The sequence below is a fragment of the Rhodanobacter denitrificans genome, from assembly GCF_000230695.2.
Lineage (GTDB): Bacteria > Pseudomonadota > Gammaproteobacteria > Xanthomonadales > Rhodanobacteraceae > Rhodanobacter > Rhodanobacter denitrificans.
The window spans coordinates 1,826,267-1,845,735 of record NC_020541.1 but is presented as its reverse complement, the minus strand read 5'-3'; the positions used below and the strand labels follow the sequence as shown (position 1 = coordinate 1,845,735).

At 64.8% G+C, this 19,469-nt stretch carries 15 protein-coding genes and 1 pseudogene; 6 read left to right on the top strand and 10 right to left on the bottom strand.

All coding sequences use genetic code 11. The features are described from left to right. Position 1 precedes the first annotated feature (1 nt). Together R2APBS1_RS20045 and R2APBS1_RS08280 are read left to right on the top strand one after the other, a co-directional pair. A complete protein-coding gene (locus R2APBS1_RS20045; RefSeq protein WP_157769706.1) occupies positions 2-256 on the top strand; it encodes a hypothetical protein in 255 nt (84 codons plus the stop codon). Further along, entirely contained in the window at positions 228-1,637 is a 1,410-nt protein-coding gene (locus tag R2APBS1_RS08280; RefSeq protein WP_015447576.1) for an aminotransferase-like domain-containing protein, read from the top strand. The genes R2APBS1_RS20045 and R2APBS1_RS08280 overlap by 29 nt, the downstream gene beginning before the upstream one ends. A 2-nt stretch (positions 1,638-1,639) precedes the next feature. Here the strand turns inward: R2APBS1_RS08280 and speD are convergent, their stop codons facing one another. Both speD and R2APBS1_RS08270 read right to left on the bottom strand, forming a co-directional pair. Next, positions 1,640-2,398 (bottom strand): adenosylmethionine decarboxylase, encoded by a 759-nt coding sequence (gene speD, locus R2APBS1_RS08275; protein ID WP_015447575.1) that lies wholly within the window; start codon positions 2,396-2,398, stop codon positions 1,640-1,642. Positions 2,399-2,848: 450 nt separating this feature from the next. Further along, entirely contained in the window at positions 2,849-3,769 is a 921-nt protein-coding gene (locus R2APBS1_RS08270) for an AraC family transcriptional regulator (RefSeq protein WP_217154272.1), read from the bottom strand. 140 nt (positions 3,770-3,909) lie between these two features. On the opposite strand from R2APBS1_RS08270, the gene R2APBS1_RS08265 reads away from it, so the two are divergent. Next, positions 3,910-4,446 carry a carboxymuconolactone decarboxylase family protein gene (locus R2APBS1_RS08265; protein ID WP_015447573.1) on the top strand — a complete coding sequence of 179 codons (537 nt, stop codon included), beginning with the start codon at positions 3,910-3,912 and terminating at the stop codon, positions 4,444-4,446. A gap of 173 nt (positions 4,447-4,619) precedes the next feature. Here R2APBS1_RS08265 and R2APBS1_RS08260 read toward each other — a convergent pair whose 3' ends face one another. Next, positions 4,620-7,730 carry an efflux RND transporter permease subunit gene (locus R2APBS1_RS08260; RefSeq protein WP_015447572.1) on the bottom strand — a complete coding sequence of 1,037 codons (3,111 nt, stop codon included), beginning with the start codon at positions 7,728-7,730 and terminating at the stop codon, positions 4,620-4,622. A gap of 272 nt (positions 7,731-8,002) precedes the next feature. On the opposite strand from R2APBS1_RS08260, the gene R2APBS1_RS08255 reads away from it, so the two are divergent. After that, positions 8,003-8,908 (top strand): LysR substrate-binding domain-containing protein, encoded by a 906-nt coding sequence (locus R2APBS1_RS08255; RefSeq protein ID WP_015447571.1) that lies wholly within the window; start codon positions 8,003-8,005, stop codon positions 8,906-8,908. A 247-nt stretch (positions 8,909-9,155) separates the two neighbouring features. Here the strand turns inward: R2APBS1_RS08255 and R2APBS1_RS08250 are convergent, their stop codons facing one another. From R2APBS1_RS08250 to R2APBS1_RS08245, 3 genes are all read right to left on the bottom strand, one after another. Next, entirely contained in the window at positions 9,156-9,899 is a 744-nt protein-coding gene (locus R2APBS1_RS08250) for an SseB family protein (RefSeq protein ID WP_236127008.1), read from the bottom strand. Positions 9,900-9,986: 87 nt separating this feature from the next. After that, positions 9,987-10,256 (bottom strand): BPSL0761 family protein, encoded by a 270-nt coding sequence (locus R2APBS1_RS20650; protein ID WP_015447569.1) that lies wholly within the window; start codon positions 10,254-10,256, stop codon positions 9,987-9,989. Between the two features lie 82 nt (positions 10,257-10,338). After that, the gene (locus R2APBS1_RS08245) at positions 10,339-10,704 is read right to left on the bottom strand and encodes a hypothetical protein (RefSeq protein ID WP_015447568.1); all 366 of its coding nucleotides are present in this window, start codon (positions 10,702-10,704) and stop codon (positions 10,339-10,341) included. Between the two features lie 128 nt (positions 10,705-10,832). On the opposite strand from R2APBS1_RS08245, the gene R2APBS1_RS08240 reads away from it, so the two are divergent. Next, a complete protein-coding gene (locus R2APBS1_RS08240) occupies positions 10,833-11,165 on the top strand; it encodes a helix-turn-helix domain-containing protein (RefSeq protein ID WP_015447567.1) in 333 nt (110 codons plus the stop codon). Between the two features lie 325 nt (positions 11,166-11,490). Continuing rightward, on the top strand, positions 11,491-14,448 hold the full coding sequence (locus tag R2APBS1_RS08235) for a Tn3 family transposase (RefSeq protein ID WP_015447566.1): 2,958 nt from the start codon (positions 11,491-11,493) through the stop codon (positions 14,446-14,448). 123 nt (positions 14,449-14,571) lie between these two features. On the opposite strand, the pseudogene R2APBS1_RS08230 reads toward R2APBS1_RS08235, so the two are convergent. From R2APBS1_RS08230 to lexA, 4 genes and pseudogenes are all read right to left on the bottom strand, one after another. Further along, positions 14,572-16,647 (bottom strand): annotated as a pseudogene (locus tag R2APBS1_RS08230) (error-prone DNA polymerase); the annotation flags it as partial. Continuing rightward, positions 16,644-18,047, bottom strand: coding sequence for a Y-family DNA polymerase (locus R2APBS1_RS08225; RefSeq protein WP_015447564.1), 1,404 nt, complete (start codon positions 18,045-18,047; stop codon positions 16,644-16,646). The gene R2APBS1_RS08225 and the pseudogene R2APBS1_RS08230, both read right to left, overlap by 4 nt. Before the next feature lie 12 nt (positions 18,048-18,059). Next, positions 18,060-18,683 (bottom strand): translesion DNA synthesis-associated protein ImuA, encoded by a 624-nt coding sequence (gene imuA / locus R2APBS1_RS08220; protein ID WP_015447563.1) that lies wholly within the window; start codon positions 18,681-18,683, stop codon positions 18,060-18,062. Then, entirely contained in the window at positions 18,683-19,303 is a 621-nt protein-coding gene (gene lexA, locus R2APBS1_RS08215) for a transcriptional repressor LexA (RefSeq protein ID WP_007508431.1), read from the bottom strand. Before lexA ends, imuA begins: the two co-directional genes overlap by 1 nt. Positions 19,304-19,469 lie beyond the last annotated feature (166 nt).

Sequence of the window (19,469 nt, the reverse complement as noted above, 5' to 3'; positions counted from 1 at the left end):
GATGCGTCGACAGAAGCAGATCAAACAGAAGCAGATGAATCGGAAAAAACCGTATCAGATACGTGGCACGGGAAAAGCGCTTGGCAGCCAGCAGTTTGTAAAGATCGGCCGTATTCGTCGCACGCGCGGCGTACTGACGCACCCGGATAATTCGGCATCCTGTACGGATCAGATCGGCGCGCCGTGGCGCACAATGCCAGTCTTCACCACCGTCGCTGATGCCGCCGATGAATCGCTACGAAAGCCTCGCCGCTGATCTCGCCGAGTCGATCCGCACCGGCCTGCTGCGACCCGGCGATCGCCTGCCCTCGGTACGCCAGACCAGTGCCAGCCGGGGCGTCAGCCCGTCGACCGTATTCCAGGCCTATTACCTGCTCGAAGCACGGGGCCTGATCCGCGCGCGCGAGCGTTCCGGCTACTACGTCGCCGCCCGCGTGGCGCGGTTGCCGCCGGAGCCGGATGCGGCTTCGCAGCCGAACGAGGACACGGTCCTGCTCGACATGAGCGATCGCGTGTTCGACCTGCTCGGCTCGACCATGGACCGCGAGGTCGTTCCCTTCGGCTCGGCGTTCCCGGATCCGCTGCTGTTTCCGCTCGAACGCCTCGCGCGGCTGGTCGCCGCCAGCGTGCAGCGGCTCGATCCCTGGAGCACGGTCGACAGTCTCACGCCCGGCCACGCGCCGCTGCGCCGGCAGATCGCGCTGCGCTACCTGGTAGACGGCCTGCAGGTGCACCCGGACGAGATCGTGATCACCAACGGCGCGCTCGAAGCACTCAATCTCTGCCTCGCCACGGTGACGCGGCCGGGCGATGCGGTAGTGGTCGAATCGCCCACCTTCTACGCCGCACTGCAATCGCTGGAGCGCAACGGCCTGCGCGCGATCGAGGTGCCGACCAGCCCGCGCGAGGGCATCGATCTCGGCGCGCTCGAACGCGTGCTCGCGCGCCACGCGCCGAAAGCCTGCTGGCTGATGACGAACTTCCAGAACCCGCTCGGCAGCCTGATGCCGGAGGCGAAGAAGCGCGAACTGGTCGAGCTGCTGGCGCGCCACGAGGTGCCACTGATCGAGGACGATGTCTATGGCGAGCTCTACTTCGGCAACCAGCGGCCAGCGCCCGCGAAAGCGTTCGACCGCAAAGGCCTGGTGCTGCACTGCTCTTCGTTCTCGAAATGCCTGGCGCCGGGCTTTCGCATCGGCTGGGTCGCGCCAGGGCGCTATGCGCAAGCGGTCGCGCGCCACAAGCTGTCGACCACGCTGACCACCGCCGCGCCGATGCAGGCAGCGCTGGCCACATACCTGGAGAAAGCCGGCTACGACCGCCATCTGCGCCGGATGCGCCAAGCGCTGGCGAGCCGGCAGGGCGCCTTCATCGAGGCGATCGCGAAGCACTTTCCGCCGGGCACGCGCGCGACGCGACCGGCCGGCGGCTATTTCCTATGGGTCGAACTGCCGGCCCCGGCCGACGCGCCGGCGATCCACCAGCACGCGCTATCGCATGGCATCAGCGTGGCGCCGGGACCGATGTTCTCGGCCAGCCAGGCCTACGCGAATTGCCTGCGCCTGAACTACGGCTATGCCTGGGATGCGCGCACCGAAGCGGCGCTGGCGACGCTCGGGCGCCTCGCTGGCACCTGAACTCAGGCGATGTTGCGCCCCTGGAACAGCTCCTGGATCTCGTGGCTGAGCAGGGCTTTGATGCGCTCGCGTTCCTTGAACGACAGGTCGTCCGCCTTCGCCTCGAACAGGTAGTCGTCGAGCTGGAAGTTCTTGATGTGCATCTTGGTGTGGAACAGATTCTCCTGGTACACATTGACGTCGAAGCACTCGTACTTCTGCCGGATCGATCGCGACAGGAACTCCTGGATCGAATTGATGCGGTGATCGAGGAAGTGCTTGCGCCCCTTGATGTCGCGTGTAAAGCCGCGCACGCGATAGTCGCACACGACGATGTCGGACTCGAAGCGCTCGATCAGGTAGTTCAGCGCCTTCAGCGGCGAGATCACGCCGCAGGTGGCCACGTCGATGTCGGCGCGGAAGCTGGCCAGGCCGGTGTGCGGATGCGTCTCGGGGTAGGTGTGCACCGTGATATGGCTCTTGTCCACATGCGTGGCAGTGCTGCTGCGGCCGAGCATGCGCTCGCTCATCAGCAGCGCAACCGAGGCGCCCTGCGGATCGTAATCCTGGCGCGCGATGTTGAGGATGTTGGCACCGATGATCTCGGCCACGTCGCTGAGGATCCGGGTCAGGCGGTCGGCGTCGTACTGCTCGTCGATGTACTCGATGTAACGCCGGCGCTGGTCTTCGGACACGGCGTAGCAGATATCGTAGATGTTGAAGCTGAGTTCCTTGGTGATCTGGTCGTGATCCTGCAATCGAAGCAAGTTCGGTTTGGCCATCGCGGTCTCCTCGGTCTGCCCTGGCATTGCGCCGGGTGCATGCATGCGGCCGCGCGCCGGCAGCTGCCGCCGTCGCAGCGGCGATGCGAATGCCCCTTGCCGACCGCCACGAGGTTACGTGCCGCGCCCGCGCGGCGACAGCAGCAGTCGCGCGGAATTCGACCAGAGCAGAATGCGGGATCGAGCCCCACCGGTCGCTCCTTAGTCCGGCAGTCGCCGTCGACCCAAGAGGCCAGCGGGGAACCGCTTGCAGCAGGATGCCGTGGCGAGCCACGGACCACGACAGCGTCGACAGGTGTCCACGCGTTCTGCGGCCGGTGACGAAGGCTGCACGGACTGGCCCATGAACGCCGCCGGTTGATCGGGTGCGTCTTACCCAGGCCAGGCCGTCAGATCACGGCACCCCGGCGTGCTTCGCGTGCGACGGTTGCAAGCGGCGGTTCACTGGCCCTACGCCTGGCGGCGCCAGCGTGCGGGTGTCGTTCCCATGTAGTGCTTGAAGGCGCGCTGGAAGGCGGCCTCGGACCGGTAGCCCACGCTATCGGCGACGGTACCGATGGACACCGAGGGCTTGCGCAACTCGCGTGCGGCCAAGGTCATGCGGATGTCGACCAACAGGTCGCCGGCGGTTCGGCCCGTGGCATCCTGGAAATGGCGGACAAACGTCGCACGCGACATGCTGCACAGCTGCGCCAGCTCCGGGAGCGTCCACGCCCGTGCGGGTTCGTTGAACATCGCGGTGAGGGCGGGGGCGAGGCGCGGATGGCCGGCCAGGGCGAGCAGTCCGGAAGGTGGCTGCGAAAGCTGGCTGGCCAGGCGCAACGTCAAGGCAAACAGGGCTGTCGACAAGCCGTTGAGCATGGCGCGGCCGCCAAGGTGATCGCCGGAGGACTCGCTGCGCATCAGCGCCAACAGGTGCTCGAGTTGCAGCGCCGTGTCGGTATCCGACGCGGCGGCGTCACCCGCCGCATGCACCACCAGCCGCGGCGGCAGATAGTCGCGCAACAGGCGATCGTGCGGTGCGGCGACGACGAAGCGACCGCACAGCAAGTCGAGTGGTTCGCCCTGCCCCGCGTTCTCGCTGATCGACACGTTGAACCCCATGCGCACGCGCGTCGGCGCGGAAGGCGCGCCGCTGCCGTCGTGGAGGACGTGTGCACCGCCCTCTCCCAGCAGCAGGATGTCGCCTTTCGTGAGGACTTCCGTTTGTCCACTGACCGGGTCCTCAAGTACGGCCGAACCCGCGAGCACCACGTGGTACGGCATCTCCCCCGGCGGCATGGGCTCCTGATCGATGCGCCAGGGCGCGCCGTAGTGGCAGCGGACATCGAGCTGCCCACGGACGGGAATGAGGTTGAGCAGGCGGCTCAACCAATCCAGAGGCGGTGACATATCGGCCTCCTGATTTGAGACGATGAAGCATGTTACTGAGATTTTATGGCATTAACAATCTCAACTCGGGTCCGTAAAGTAGCGACGTGTTCCACCCTTCCCCAACCGGAGTAACCGCCATGTCCCGTATCGTCACCCCCGCCCTCGAAACCGCCACCGGCGCCACGGCCGAGGTCTATGCCCAGGTCAAGAAGGCTGCCGGCAGGGTGCCCAACGCCTACGCCGCCATCGGTGCCCATGGCCCGGCTGCGCTGGGTGCCATCCTGCAGGCCGATGGCGTGCTCGCCGCGGGTAGCCTGGACAAGCAGGATCGCGAGACCGTCAAGCTGGCCGTCAGCGTGGCCGCCGGTTGCGACTACTGCGTGGCGGCGCACAGCATGATGGGCAAGATGGCCGGCCTGTCGCCGGAAACCCTGAAGCGGATCCGCGCCGGCGAACCCACCGGCGATGCCAAGCGCGACGCGTTGATCCGCTTCGTCCGCACGCTCGCCACGACGCGCGGCACGCTCGACCTCGCCGAGCTCTCGGCGATCCGGGCGGCCGGCTACACCGACGCACAGCTGGTGGACATCGCCTTGGCGATGGCGGTGATCGTATTCACCAACGTATTCAACCGCATCAACGACACCACCATCGATTTCCCGGCGGTGGCCTGACGTCCATCCCCCAACCTCGGCCTGTCACGGCCCCTCTCCCCCGGGAAAGGGGCCGCTCGAGCTTGGGGACCCACCGGGTCGCGCCGGGCGCCATCGCCGCCGCCATTCGCCCCGCTGCACATGGCCAAGCCCGCTCGAGGGTTTGAGAGGTGCCAAGCCACCATCCCGGTTCGTCACGATGGCGCTTGCAGCGCCGACTGCCTCCTGTACGCCAACCAGCTTCGCGAGCGCTCCATGTAAACGAAGATGACCGGCGTGGTGTACAGCGTCAGCAACTGGCTCAGCACCAGTCCACCCAGCATCGCGTAACCGAGTGGCTGGCGCAGTTCGGATCCGACGCCATGGCCAAACGCCAGCGGCAGGGCGACCAGCATGGCCGCCGCGGTCGTCATCAGGATCGGCCTGAAGCGAAGCAGGCACGCTTCCCGCGCGGCCTCCACCGCCGAAAGACCGCGCTCGCGCATGGCTGCCACGGCAAAGTCGACCAGCATGATGCCGTTCTTCTTGACGATGCCGATCAACAGGATGATGCCGACGATGCCGATGACGGTCAGGCCCATGTGCATGATCCAGAGTATCGCCAGCGCGCCGACACCGGCAGAGGGCAAGGTCGACAGAATCGTCAGCGGGTGAATGAAACTTTCGTACAGGATTCCCAGCACGATATAGACCAGTACCAACGCACCCAGCACCAGCCACGGCATGTTCGACAAGGAGGACTGGAACGCCTTGGCGTTGCCTTCGAAGGCCCCTCGCACCCCATCGGGCATGCCGATCGCTGCCGCGGCCTGCTGGATCGCGGTGACCGCTTCGCCGAGCGCCACGCCAGGCGGCAGGTTGAACGACAGCGTGACGGCGGGGAACGATCCCTGATGGATCACCGAGAGCGGGCCCACCTTCGTGGAATCCACCCGCGTCATCACCGACAGCGGCACCACGGTACCCGTGAGGGGCGATTGGACATACAGCCGATCGAGCGACGCAAGCTTGCCCTGCAAGTCGGGCGTGACCTCGAGAATCAGGGGATAGGTGCTGACCTGGGTGGAGTACTGGGTGATCTGGCGTTGGCCGTAGGCGTCATTCAGCGTGTCGTCGATCGTCTGCGGTGAAATGCCGAAGTGCGCGGCCACCGTGCGGTCGATATGGATCGCAAGTTGCGGCGCGCTGGACTGCAGGTCGCTCGCCACATCGGTCAATTGTGGCAACGTGCGCATCTTCGCCAGCATTCTCTGTGACCATCCATCGAGCTCATCGACGTCCGCGCCGCGCAGCGTGTACTGGAAGCTGCCGCGTGCCGTGCGGCCACCGGTCGTGATGTCCTGCGTCGGCGACAGCTTCAAGTCGACACCGGCGACGGCGCCGACGTGCGGCTTCAGCCGGCGAATGATTTCCGTGGCGGGCAGCTCGCGCTGTTCGAGCGGCTTGAGCACGATCAGGTAGCGCGCCGTGTTGGCGGTCTGCGCATAGCCGCTGCCGCCCGTCGTGCCGGTCCAGGAGGCCACGCCGGCCACGCCGGGGTCGCGCAACAGCACCGCGTCGAGCTGGCGCTCCAGACGCCGCATCTCCTCCGGCGAGGTGCCCTGTGCCGCCTCGGCCAGGCCCTGGATCAACCCGGTGTCCTGAATCGGAAAGAAGCCCTTGGGAATCCCGATGGCCAGGGCCAGTGCCGATGCCACCGTGGCAAGAAACACCCCCATCGTGATGGCCGGATGACGCAGCACGCCGTCCAGCGTGCGCCGATAACCCACCAGGAGCGCGTCGAACGCGGCTTCGACCCGCTCATGCCAGCGGCCGTGCCGGCCATCCCCGCGGCGCATGAAGCGTGAGCACAGCATCGGCGCCAGGGTCAACGACACCAGCATGGACACCATGATCGACGCCATCATGGTCAACGAGAATTCCTGGAACAGGCGGCCGACGATGCCGCCCATCAACAGCAGCGGAACGAACACCGCGAGCATCGACAGGCTGATCGAGAACACGGTGAAGGCGATCTCGCGTGAGCCTTCGAGCGCCGCCTGCATCGGCGGCAAGCCGTTCTCGACGTGACGCTGGATGTTCTCGACCACCACGATCGCGTCGTCGATCACGAAGCCGATGCCCAGCGTCAAGGCCATCAGGGACAGGTTGTCGAGGCTGAATCCGAACAGCCACATCGCCGCGAATGCACCGAGCAGCGAGAGCACGATGGTGATGCCCGGCACCAGGGTCGCCCACAGGTTGCGCAGGAACAACCCCACCACCAGCACCGCCAGGATGACCCCCAGCACCAGGGTGAATTCGACGTCACGTACTGCGGCGCGGATGGTGACGGTACGGTCGAGCACCGTATCGATGGTGATGGCACGGGGGATGTCGGAGACAAGCTGGGGAAGTTCCGACTTGATGCGCTCGACCGTGGCGATGACGTTGGCGTCGGGTTGCTTGTAGACCGTGAGCAGGATGGCCGGTCGACCGTTGTAGTACGCCGCCGCGTTGCGATCGGCGGCCGCGGCGACGGCGCGCCCGATGTCGCGCACCCGGATGGGCGCGCCGCGCTTGTAGGCAAGCACGACATCCTCGAACGGTTGCGGATGGATGATCTGATCGTTCGCGGCGATCGCAAAGCTCGTCGTGGGGGTATCGATCGCACCTTTGGCGGCGTCGGTGGTGGCCGCGACCAGCGCCGTGCGCACCTGTTCGAGCGTCAACCCGACCGCCGCGAGCCGGCCGGGGTCGGCCTGCACCCGGATCGCAGGCTGCTGCGCGCCACCCAGCGAAACCTGGGCCACGCCCGGTATCTGTGAGATCTTGCGCGCCAGGAAGTTGTCGACGGCGTCGGAGACGGCGGTCAGCGGAAGCGCATCGGAACTCGCCGCCAGCACCAGGATCGGTGCATCGGTCGGATTCAACTTCTTGTAGGTTGGCGGCGTGGTCATCGCCCGCGGCAAGTTGTTGCCCGCTGCCGTGATCGCTGCCTGCACGTCCTGCGCCGCCGCGTCGATGTTGCGATCCAGGTCAAACTGGACGGTGACCGACGTCGCCCCCATCGCGCTGAACGAGGTCATGTCGCTGACCCCGGCGATCTGGCCCAGCTGACGCTCCAGCGGCGTGGCCACCGACGATGCCATGGTTTGCGCGCTGGCCCCTGCCAGCGTCGCCGTGACCTGGATGGTCGGCGCGTCGATCTGCGGCAGCGGGGCGACGGGCAACAAGGGAAACGCGACGATGCCTGCCAAGGCCACCGTCGCCATCAGCAGTACCGTCGCGACTGGCCGCGCGATGAACGGCGCGGACAAGTTCACGGGGTCGATCCATGCCGTGGAACAGCCGCGGGTGGGCGATCGAGGCGTGAGGCATCCCTGCCCCCGCATCCGCTCCCGGTTTCGGCGATCCAGACGGAGTCACGAGAAACCCGGGAAAAGCCAACCTTGGGGTACGTCATTCGACGATCCATGCGAAGAAGGGTAGTGTTGCGCCGTGAAGCGTTGTCAGCGGCTATCTTCAGGCGTAGGCATCGCTCATTGCCAACGACTATTTCTTGCCGCCACCAAAAGTTTTCCTTGGGCTACCCGCCATGACAGGATCCCTTCCCCTCCTGAATGGGCTGCGTGCTTTCGAGACGGCGGCCCGCTGCGGCAGCTTCACGGCGGCCGCCAGCGAGCTGCATGTCACCCAGGCCGCAGTGAGCCAGAGCGTGCGCCTGCTGGAACGCCGCCTCGGCTTCGCGCTGTTCCATCGCCACGCCAACGGGCTCGAGCTCACGCTGCAGGGACGCGCACTGCAGCCCGGGTTGACCGACGCTTTCGAGGCGATCACGCGCCTGGTCGCGCAGGTGTCGGCCATGCGCGCCGGCCCGGTGCTCACGATCGGTGTCGCTCCCGCCTTCGCGTTACATTGGCTGATCCCCCGGCTGGCCGGCTTCAGTCACGATCACCCGCAGATCGAGGTTCGCGTGGCAACCGGTGGCCTCATGAATCCCTTGCGCGACGACTGGACCTGCACGGTGCGCCGTGGCTCCGGCGATTGGCCCGGCTACCTTGCCGAGGAGTTGTTTCCTTCGACCCTGGTGCCGGTCTGCATCCCCGCCCTGGCGAAGGGTTTGCGCCAACCTCGCGACCTGCGCCAGGCCTCGCTGATCGTGGTCGCACACCTGCGTGAACAGTGGGCCTGGTGGTTCAAGGCTGCGGGATTGCGCGCACCGCTCAAGCCAAAAGCGGAAGTGATCTTCGAGAGCTCGGCCATGGCCATGCAGGCCGTGCTGGACGGCGTGGGTGTCGCCGTGGCCCAGCTTCCCTACGTCAGCGATGCGCTCAAATCGGGTCGGCTGGTCGCCCCGTTCCAGTCCACAGGAAAGAACTACGAGAACTGGTACCTGGCGTACCGCCCGGCCCGAGCGCAGGACCCCGCGCTGGCAGGATTTCGTACATGGCTACTCGCAGAGGCTAACATGCAACGCTGCATGTATTGCGATTGGTTCTGACTACCAAGTCTCCACCTAAGGCTCGTGGCTCATGGTTATGTAGTTCCTGAATCTTTGGGTTTGGTTGGAGGTAGTAGTACAGCACTGGACACAGCGTTAATGATCAGGCAGTCGACAAGGGGGTCGCCCCGGCGCACTCGACAGATCGTCTCCTCCATCACCACGCGTTGCGACGTGCGGTAGGCGGTACCACCGCCGCGTGCAAGCGGTTTCGGCAGCGCCCATTTGTAAAGCCATCCGGCTTCCATCAAGTACCGTAGATCTGCACTCCGCAGTTGCAGAGATCATCAAGCAGCGCATCAGGCGCCAAGAACCTCATGTTGAGTGGTAGGTCGAGTTGCAGAGCCTCCGTCTTGAAAGCCAGCGTGGCCAGTTGGAGGATGCGCTCCTGGTGGGCCAATGACACCACGACGGTAAGGAGCAGGAAAACCTCCGCGCGATCGTCTTGATGGTGCACCTCGGACAAGAAGGCTGCCCTGACCGTCGCCTCCCGTTCGAACAAGCTGCGCAGCATAGTATTCAGCCCAGCTGTCGATATGGATGGCTGACCAGTTAGTACCTTCGCATCCTCAGCCACTTCGTCCTTTCTGAAAAAACCTAGCGCCCTCCCCTCCAGCAGTGCGGTGATCTCTGGCGGATAGAGAGCGACCGCATCCAGGTTCGGATTGAGCATCAACGTGGCACCGCGCGTCAGTTCGAACAGGCTTCGTCCGGACATCGCCATGCTGAGAACGTTCCCGCCGGCGGCCGCGTCGGATTGTTCCCTGTCGCTGAAAAAGGGCAGCACGGTCTGACCGTTGTCGGGACGCACGAACTGGATGAAGCGCATCACGCCTTCCGGTGGGCTTTCCAACGGCACATGTGCATAGACCGTCGCATCAAGGAGTGCCCTGAAGACCGCCTCTTGGGCGTCTTCGGGATTCTCTCCAGATGGCGTGGCCCTTGCAGAAGCCAGTAGTTGCGCAAGCTTTTCCTTTGTCATCTTGGCCATTTGCTCGATCGATTCTGTAGGCAGCGGGGGCGTGGCTGAGGAGCCGTGCTACAACAAGCACGCCTGTCACGCATTGGCTCTATGCCGTCATTTCGAAGTACGAAGCACTCGTGGTTTCGGCCAGTTGGGTGAAGGCGATCCGTCAGTGCTCATGTCAAAGACTGGTTCCAGGACGAGGCGGGGATCGGCAAGCGCTTGCCACGCCGCATTGAATACGTCGCTGGGGCCTGGGTAGTGACGCAGCAGAGTGCGCGCCTGCTCGCGAACGGCGGCGGGAACGCGTCGATTGGCCAGCACCTCTGTCAGGAAACGCCGTGTTTCGACGACTGCCCAAGTGCGCTCGTAAGGTAGGGTCATGATCGACTGATATTTAGTGATACGTGCGGCCAACACGCCAAGGTTTGTCTTGGCGGCGGCCTCGGCAGGTCATCCGGATGAGCTACCCCCCGGTGGGACTCGTCATACGCCGGCGTCGTTCACGGCTGACGCGGAAGGAATCTTTGAAGCGGTCAATGAACTCGTGAGCTGCGCCGCGGAAACGTAGGGCATCGGCAGGTAACGACACACCCAGTTCCCGAGCGATGTCCATGGCGTACTTCACCTGGCTGTCCGTCGGCAGCTGCAAGTCGGTGTCAAGGCACGCCGCGAGCGAATTCGCTAAGCATTCTGATAGACGCTCGAGAAACGCGAGGTCGAACTCGTCGCGGGAGGCGCGCTCGCGCTGCACGCCAAGCGCCTCCTCCAGCCGATCGTCCATCGGTACGGGAATGGACCACTGATCTTCGAACACCAGTTGCAGAAGCATGGGGCTGGCTTCCTATCGGTCGTAGGGTGGCCAAACACTTGAGGCTATCAACAAAACTACGAATATCGTAGTATCGCCAGCACGGTAAAGCAACGAATCTCGTAGAGGTCTTCCTCCTCGAGAATTCCATGCCTCGCCCACGTGAACCGTCGTCCATCTTCAGCAAGCGCTTGAAGCAAGCGCGTCAGGATGCCGGTCTATCCCAGAAGGAGCTGGGCATCCTCGCCGGACTGGATCCCTTCGTGGCTAGCACACGCATCAACCGATACGAGCAGGACGTCCACGCCACAGATCAAGCGACGGCGAAGCGCCTGGCGAAAGCGCTCGGCGTGCCATTGGCGTATCTCTACGCCGACAACGAACGACTTGCTCGAATGATTCGGGCTTTCAGTGCACTGGATGCTACCGAGCAAGAGCGGCTTCTGAAGGAGATTGAACCCGTAAACAAGCCCTCGGCATAGAACACTTGCAGGTCGGCCCCCGGAGTCGATGGTAGGGGTGCCGCGTCGCACGGCACACGTCGAGCTGCCCGTATAAAGCGCACGTGCAAAGAACCGACGCGACGACTGGTCGTTGCCACCGCCATTCGGTGCTGCCATCGAGACGGCGCGGGAGTGGCCGCGTCCTGGCCACGGGGCGAATGGGGCCGTACATTGCGCATACATACTAATGCGCTCCCAGTCTGCACCGCCAGCGTCTACGCGAAAGCAACAAAGCTCCAAGTAAGGGACCGAAACACACACTTCACGGTCTATCCTACGGGCTGGCTAGATCACTGTCTTCACTATGGCATCGATCGAACGGACCGCTTATCCCTTCTTCAAGCGCAATCCATCTGCGAGTGAACTGGCCCAAATCTATACGCCGACCGATGACGAAATTGCATGGGCCATACGGCAAGTGCGTGAGCCGGCGCGCCGCCTCAGTTTCCTACTGCTGCTGAAAGGCTTTCAACGCCTCGGGTACTTTCCCGCGCTGGAGGCAGTGCCAATCGCCATCATGCGTCAGGTCCGGGATACCTTGCGGCTCAGCGGGCATGCCCGACCAGCGACATTGGGGGCGCGCACGCTCTATCGCTATCACGCCACCATTCGGCAACGGCTGGACGTCTCGGCTTTCCGGGAACGTGGCATGCACGCGGCAACGCGCGCGGTGGGGATAGCAGCGGGCGTAATGGACAACCCAGCGGATTTGATCAATGCGGCGATCGAGCAACTAATTAAGGACAAGATCGAGCTACCGGCCTTCAGTACGCTGGATCGCTTGGCACGACGGGTACGGGCACTGGTCAACCAACGCCTATTCAGCCTAGTCCAGCAACGATTGACCACCGAGGAAGCCGCGCAACTGGACACGTTGCTCGATGTGGATACCGGGCGCCGCCAGAGTCCGCTGCAGCTGATCAAGCAGTTACCCAAGCGCTCCTCGCTACAGCACTTCCAGCGGTTGATCGAGCACATCGCGCGCCTCTCCAATCTGATGGGCGACATGCATCTGTTGGCCGATGTGCCGGAGGTGAAGATCAAGCACTTTGCCGCCGAAGCGAAAGCCCTTGATGCGGCCGAGCTGCGAGATTTTGGCGCCCCCAAACGACACATGCTGTTGCTGAGCCTGATTCACCGTGCACGCATCCAGGCTCGCGATGATCTGGCCGCGATGTACATCAAGCGGATGAACAATCTTCACCGCCGCGCCAAGGAGGAGATGGAGCGTTTGCGGGTTCGTCACCGCGAGAAGACCGAGGCGATCGTCGCCACGCTCGCCGATGTCATCCAAGTCTTGGATACGCACGCCAGCGACACGGATGCTGGTCGAGAAATACGCCAGCTCTTGCGTAAGCGCGGTGGTATGGAGACCCTGCAGGAAGACTGTGCCGCCATCAATGCGTACAGCGGTGACAACTATTACCCATTGGTCTGGAAGTTCTACAAAAGCCATCGTCCCACCATTTTCAGGATGGTTCGGCTGCTCGATTTGGCGTCGACCAGCGAAGATCGCAGCTTGATGGAGGCGCTGGATCTTGTTCTTGAACATGAATCGCGGCGTGGCGATTGGCTGGAGGAGTCGATCGACCTGTCCTTCGCGAACGAGCGATGGCGCCGCGCGGTGACCCAGCGCGACGAGACCGGAAACCCACGCCTGCATCGTCGGCATTTGGAGGCCTGCGTCTTCTCCTGCCTGGCCAACGAACTGAAGACCGGCGACGTAGCCATCGCCGGCTCCGAGGAATACGCCGACTACCGAGATCAGCTGCTGGGCTGGGAAGACTGCCAAGCACACCTGATTGACTATTGCAGCCAACTCGACCTACCCACGGATGCCACGGCATTCGTCACCCGGTTGCGTGACGAGCTGACACGCGTCGCCGAAGAGATCGATGCCGCCTACCCGGAGAACAACCAGGTAGTCATTGATGCCAATGGCTTACCAGTACTCAAGCGCGTCACCGCCACGGAACCCACCGAAGCGGCCAAGACCTTGGAAGCCACCATCCTTGCGCGCATGCCGGAGCGCAATGTGTTGGACATCTTGTGCAACGTGGCGCACTGGGTGGGTTTTCCGCGGCATTTCGGCCCGCTTTCAGGCTCCGACCCCAAGATTGACCGTGCGACTGAGCGATACATCCTCACGTCTTTTACCTACGGCTGCAATCTGGGCCCGGTGCAGGCAGCTCGCCACTTTCGCGGCGCCGTGACCCCGCACATGCTTTCCTTCGTGAATCGCCGCCACATCAACCCGACGAAACTCGATCTGGCGATCAAGGACATCGTCAATGCCTACAACACGCTGCATCTGCCCAAGGTGTGGGGCAATGGAAAGAGTGCCGCCGCCGATGGCACTAAATACGACATGTATGACCAGAACCTCATGGCCGAGTACCACATACGCTACGGCGGCTATGGCGGCATCGCCTATCACCATGTTTCCGATACCTACGTCGCGCTGTTCTCGCACTTCATTCCATGCGGGGTGTGGGAGGCGATTTATATCATTGACGGGTTGTTGAAGAACAAGTCAGACATCCAGCCAGACACTATCCATGCCGACACCCAAGGCCAATCAGCACCCGTATTCGCCTTGTCGTACCTGCTGGGCATCAAGCTGATGCCTCGCATACGCAACTGGCAGGATTTGAAGTTTTTCCGGCCGGCACCGGATACGCGCTATGAGCATATCGATACGCTGTTCAAGGACACCATCGACTGGTCGCTCATCGAGGTTCATTGGAAAGACCTGATGCGCGTGGTGCTTTCGATTTCCACCGGAAAGATTTCGTCCGTGACGCTCTTGCGAAAACTGGGCAACGACAGCCGTAAGAATCGGCTTTATCAGGCCTTCCGTGAACTGGGGCGCGTCGTTCGTACCATCTTCCTGCTCCGGTATATTTCGGATCTGGAGCTGCGCGAGAAAATCACCGCCTCGACCAACAAGGTCGAGGCCTACAATGGCTTCGCCAAATGGAACTTCTTCGGTGGCGAGGGGGTGATCGCCGACAACGATCCGGAGGAGCAGGAAAAGACGGTCAAGTACAACGACCTGGTCACCAACGCGATCATTTTCAGTAACGCGGTCGACCTCACGCGGATTCTGCGTGACTTGGTCAGCGAAGGGATGAAGCCAAGTCGCCAAGACGTCGCGACAATGAGCCCATATATGACCGGGCACATCAAGCGCTTCGGTGACTACCTGATCGACGTGGAAGCCGTGCCCGATCCCTTTGTGACCGAACTCCTGTTGGAATAGGTCCAACATTGTCCACGGAAAAAGGAGAAAGGAGGCATTCCAAATGTCACACTAAACCGTTGACAAACCTAGTTTAATTCAGGGTTATGTCCTGCTTTTGCACGTATCTCGGCTGAACCCCTAGCCGTTCCTCAGCATGCCCTGCACCAGTTTCTCGCGATGCGGCTCCAGCCCGCCGTGACGCTTCCATGCGGCCATCGAACGACGCAGCTGGTCGGCCTCGCCATCGGTGAAGTCGGCGGCCACCATGGCCAGCTTCATCACCTGTTCCTGAAACAGCGGCACGCCGAGCGTGCGTTCCAGCACATCCCTGAATGCCGGCGACGGATAGTCGACCGGCTCCTCGCCGTTCCGGCGGCGCAGGTACGGGTGCACCATGTCGCCCTGGATCGGGCCCGGCCGCACGATCGCCACCTGGATCACCAGGTCGTAGAAATTCGCTGGCCGATGCCGCGGCAGCATCGCCATCTGCGCGCGGCTTTCGATCTGGAAGACGCCGACGGTATCGGCGCGCCGGATCATTGCATAGGTCGCCGCGTCATCCGGCTCGATCGTCGCGATGATCCTGGTCACGCCATACGCGCTTTCCAGCAACGCGAAGCACTTGCGCAGGCAGGTCAGCATGCCCAGCGCCAGGCAATCGATCTTCAGCATGCGCATGCAGTCGAGGTCGTCCTTGTCCCACTGGATCACCGTGCGCCCTGGCATCGCCGCGTTTTCCACCGGTACCATCTCGCTCAGCGGGGCATCGGAGATCACGAAGCCGCCGACATGTTGCGACAGGTGCCGCGGCATGCCGAGCAGCTCTCCGGTGAGCTTCAGCACGCGGCGGATGAGCGGGCTGTCCGGATCGAAGCCCTGTTCGCGCAACCGTTCGTCAGCCTTGCTGTCGCCCCAGCCGCGCGCAAACACGTCGCTGAGCCGGCCGACCTGGTCCGGCGGCAGGCCCAGCGCCCAGGCCACGTCGCGCACAGCGCTGCGGCCGCGGTAGCAGATCACGGTGGCGGCCAGCGCGGCGCGCTCGCGACCGTACTTGCGGTAGACGTACTGGATGACTTCCTCGCGCCGCTCGTGCTCGAAATCGACGTCGATGTCGGGCGGCTCGTCGCGGTCCTCGCTGATGAAGCGCGCCACCAGCAGGTGGTTGACCTCCGGGTCCACCTCGGTCACGCCCAGCGCGAAACACACCGCGGAATTGGCCGCCGAGCCGCGGCCCTGGCAGAGGATGCCCTGGCCGCGCGCGAAGCGGACGATGTCGTGCACGGTAAGGAAGAAGGCCTCGTACCGCTTCGACACGATCAGCGCCAGTTCTTCCTTCACCAGCCGGCGCACCTTGTCGCTGGCACCCTGCGGCCAGCGCCAGCGCAGGCCCTCCTCCGCCAGCTGGCGCAGCCAGCTCGTCGGCGTGTGGCCTGGTGGCACCAGTTCCGTCGGGTAACGATAGGCAAGTTCGTCCAGCTGGAAGGTGCAGTATTCGGCGATGCGCACGCTTTCCTGCAACAGGGCTTCGGGATAGATCCCGGCCAGCACGTCGCATCGGCGCAGGTGCCGTTCGCCATTGCGGAAGATCAGCGCCCCGGCCTCGGCGACCGGCACGCGATGGCGGATCGCGGTGAGCGTGTGCTGCAGGGCTAGGCGCCGGCGCACGTGCATGTGCACGTCGCCGCTGGCCACCAGCGGAAGGCCCACGGCACGGCCAAGCGCCTGCAGTTCGCGCAGGCGCGCGGCATCGTCGGGGCCGCGGTGCAGTTCCACCGCCAGCCATGCGCGATCGCCGAACGTCTCGCGCAACCAGCGGCCGTGGGCGATGTCCGGTTGCGGCGCCGGCATCCACAAGGCCAGCGTGCCCGGCAACCCGCCATGCAGATCCTCGCAGGCAAGCCGGTACCTGCCCTTTTCCGAGGCCCGGCGCCCGCGCGTAATCAGCCGGCAGAGCCCGGCATAGCCCTGCCGATTCCCGCAGAGCAGCACCAGCTTCGGGCCATCCGCGAGCTGGAACTCGGCGCCCACGATCAACTTCACGCCGGTTTCGTTGGAGGCCTGGTACGCACGCACGATGCCGGCCAGCGAACACTCGTCGGTGATCGCCAGCGCGCGGTAGCCGCAGGCCCCGGCGCGCTCGAACAGCTCGGCCGCGCTCGAGGCGCCGCGGCCGAAGGAGAAATCGGACAGGCAATGCAGTTCGGCGTAGTCGTTCATGCAAACCAGCCCTGCAGCATCCAGCCGTCCTGCTCGCCGGGCGGGCAGAACGCCCACGCCCACTGGCCGAGCGAGGTCTCGACCACGTAGTAGTCGCGGCAGGCTTCGGCACCATCCCACCAGCCGGTTTCCAGCCGCTCGGGGCCGGCGAGGATGCGCGGCGGTGGGCCACGCAGGGGAACCGGATGCGTCAGCAGCCAGGTGGGCCGCGGCGACGGCTCGTCGTGGCCGTGGTCGCCTTCGGCCACGGCCTGGGCGCGTTCGGGGCGCGGGTCGGTGGTGCCGCTCAGCCGGTAGACCGCCCGCTCGCCCAGCCGCGCGCGCAGGCGCTCGTGCAGTTGCCCGAGCGGCAGCGCATGCGCCGGCCGCTCGTCGAACAGGTCACGCCCGGCGGGCACGAACGCCGGCAGCTCGCGCGCGAGCAGGCGCAGCGCCAGCACCGACGCGGGAAGCACGACGTGTTCCAGCCGGCCCCGTGCGAACTCGAACAGCAGCACGCCATCACGCTCCGGCGCCAGCAGCCCCACCGGCACATCGGTACAGCGCCCTTCGCGATGTTCCAGGCGCAGCAGGAAACGCTGCACGCCTCCATCGCGGCCGGCGAGATAGGCGGCCAGGTCATCGACCATGCGCCGCAGCGGAAAGACCAGCGCGGACCGGTTCTCCACCTCATGCAGCAATTCGATGCGCAGGTCGAAGACATCCGGCGGGCGATACGACTCCAGGCCGGGCGGGCGCTCGCCGGTCAGGCGTTCCAGCGCCGCCGGCAGCTCCGCGCCGAAGCGCCGGCGCAGGCCATCCCGCGGTAACGCCAGCAACTGGCCCAGGCGGCGAATACCCATGCCCGGCAGCGCGGCGATGGCCGCCGCTGGCAGGCCGCTAGCGGCCAGGGGCACTCCCTGCAGGGCGCGGCGCAGCGCGTCGGCGCCCTGCACCGCCTGGCCATCGGCCACCGTGGCCAGCACCTGCGCGGCATGGGGCGTCGGCGCCGCGGCCAGCCGATGGCGGAACCCCAGTGCGGTGAAATCCGCCCGCAGCATCGCCTCCAGCCGTGGCCACGGCCCGAACAGGCCCATGCTGCGGCTGACCTCCAGCACGATCGCATGCGGCAGCAGGCTGACCTCGGAGCTGTAGCGATAGGCCACGGCAGCCAGGAACCGGTGCCAGCGGTCCGCCGATTCGCGCTCGTACGCCATCGCCTCGAACTGGGACAGCAGCGCCTGGGCGGCGCTCAGTCGCTGCCCGACATGCAGGCCTGCGGCATGGGCAGGTTCATTGGCCGCAACGATCGTGCGGGCGTTGGCCGGCCCGTCGACGAGCACCAACGGACCCGTCACGGGATGGCGTCGCAGGATCCCGTCCATGGCCAGATGCGGCAGGTTGATGCAGGCCCAGAGCATGTCCGGCCACCATCAACCGGCAAGACGCGCCAGCGAAACGGGCCGGGTGGGCACGGCCCCGCCGCGGCATTTGCGCACCCATAACTGCGGCCGCGGCAAGGCTTCCAGTTCCAGCCGCAGCGCGGCCGGTGATGCGTTGGAAAGATGGGAGCGGTCGCGGAACACGAAGGCGAGTGCCTGCCCGCTGGTCGCCGCCACCTGCAGCCGGCGCAAGGCGCGATCGTCGGCCCGCCGCGGCCACGCCAGCACCGCGGCGCAGCTTCCCGAGCGCAGGCATTGCTCGGCGGCCCAGAGCACGTCCTTTTCGACGGCATCGATGATGTCCACCCGGCGCATGTCGACGCCCTGCTGCCGCCAGCCGGCGACGCACGGCGCATATGGCGGCGATACGATCACCACGTTGCGCCGGCTTCGGGTCAATCGCGCCAGCGTGGGCAGCACCAGGCGGAGTTCGCCCACGCCATCGACGGGCAGCAGGATCTCCGACAGCGACGCATCGGGCCAGCCGCCTTCAGGCAGCAGGGCATCGAGTGCGCGCCACCCGGTGGGCTGGTTGCCGGCCGGAACCCCGGCAGCGTGCCCCCGCCAAACCTGACGCGCATCGAGCAAGGCGGAAAGGGGAACCACGGCGTTCATCAACTGCCCCGCAGCAAGCCGGCGAACAGGCCTTCGATCGCGAAATCCTCGGTGGGATCCACGTCGATCGGACGAAAGCCCGGACTGTTGGGCAGCAGGCGCACCATGTCGCCTTTCCAGTACAGCCGCTTGATCGTGAAACGGTCCCCGCCCACGCGCGCGGCCACCACCTGGCCGTGGCGGGCCACCGGCGTGGCGTGCACCGCCACCAGGTCGCCGTCGAAAATGCCCTCCCCGCGCATCGAATCGCCGACCACTTTCACCAGGTAGTCCGGGCGCAGTCGGAACAGCGCGCGCGAAACACGCAGGCGGCGATCAACCCGCACCTCCGAAAACAGCGGTTCGCCGGCCGCGATGCGACCGATCAGCGGCAGCTCCAGCGTGTCCGCATCCATCGGATCGGGCTCGCGCACCAGCCGGATACCGCGGGCGCGATGGGGTTCGAGGGTCAGCCGGCCTTTCGCTTCAAGGGAACGCACGTGCTTGAGCACCGCGCTGACGCTGTCGATGCCCAATGCCTCGCCAATTTCCTCGAGAGTGGGCGACTGTCCATCGCGCTCGATCCGCGCACGGATGAAGGCAAGAACGTTCGACTGGCGCTGGGTGATCTGGATGGTCATGGTCCGCATAGTTTCACCTAAACAGGTGAAAATTGAGAGTAAAAGAAAAACCACGCCGTAGCACCCCGATGGATCAACGGCTTGGCGAAGCAATCGCATCCAGTTTCGAAGGTGAGGCGGACTCCAGCGTCACCCGTCGCCATCTCAAGGAATGAGAGGGCGGCCC